This is a genomic window from Mycobacterium sp. TH-M82, from assembly GCF_057473605.1.
Genome location: NZ_JBYCKY010000016.1, coordinates 1 through 1085 on the forward strand (window position 1 = coordinate 1; position 1085 = coordinate 1085).

Annotated in this window: 1 protein-coding gene and 1 pseudogene; both read left to right on the forward strand. The window is 62.3% G+C overall.

Annotation, left to right across the window (positions count from 1 at the left end):
• Positions 1-575: pseudogene (locus tag AC2VON_RS00425) on the forward strand (type VII secretion AAA-ATPase EccA); the annotation flags it as partial.
• Between the two features lie 377 nt (positions 576-952).
• The coding region (locus AC2VON_RS00430) for a PPE domain-containing protein (RefSeq protein WP_486951178.1) at positions 953-1085 on the forward strand (133 nt) is incomplete at its 3' end.

A 1085-nucleotide genomic window follows, 5' to 3' on the forward strand; every position in this document is an offset into this window, starting at 1 on the left:
ACGAGATGCACACCCTGCACGAGCGCGGGTATTCACAGGGCGACGCCTACGGCAATGCGATCATCAACACGCTGCTGCTCTACATGGAGAATCACCGCGACGAGCTGGTGGTGTTCGGCGCCGGTTACGCCAAGGCGATGGACCGGATGTTGGAGGTGAATCAGGGCCTGCGGCGCCGGTTTTCGACGGTGATCGAGTTCTACAGCTACACCCCACCGGAGTTGATCGCGCTGACCCAGTTGATGGGCGCCGAAAACGAGGACGTGATCACCGACGAAGCGGCCGATGTTCTGCTGCCGTCGTACACGAAGTTCTACGACGACGAGAGCATCTCCGACGACGGTGATCTGATCCGTGGCATCGACGTGCTGGGCAACGCCGGGTTCGTCCGCAATGTGGTGGAGAAAGCGCGCGACCATCGCAGTTTCCGTCTCGATGACGCGGACCTGGACGCCGTACTGGCCGACGATGTCACCGACTTCAGCGAGGATCAACTGCGGCGGTTCAAGGAACTGACCGGCGACGACCTGGCCGAAGGCCTCAGTGCCGCGGTGGCCGAGAAGAAAAGCACCTGAGCCGCCCTCACAGCAAGTCTCCAGCACGTTCCGAGCCGATTGGCGGGTTACCCGTTTGTGACTAGAATCGAAGAAAATCCTTTTGGGGAACTGCAAGAAAACGTTGATTTCGCAGGCATGCCAGCGGTTCATGACTGGTTTGGGTGCAACTCCCAGATGATCCACCAGCAGGTTTAGGTTCATCGCGCCCCGGCACGACCAGCCGCGACGGAGCGCCGGCAACCGGGGCAACCTCAGCGCTGGCTCGCGGCTCGCCACGATATCGTGTACCGGCACTCAAGGGGGGTGTCGGAAAACAATTCGTGCGGCGGCTGATCGAGCGGAGGTGTAAGGACGTGGATTTCGGAGCGTTGCCGCCGGAGATCAACTCTGGGCGAATGTATTCCGGCCCCGGCTCGGGACCACTGCGCGCAACATCGGCCGCCTGGCGGGGACTGGGCGCCGAATTGGGGTCGACGGCGTCCAGCTACGGCACGGTGATATCGGGGCTCACCGCCGGATCGTGGTCGG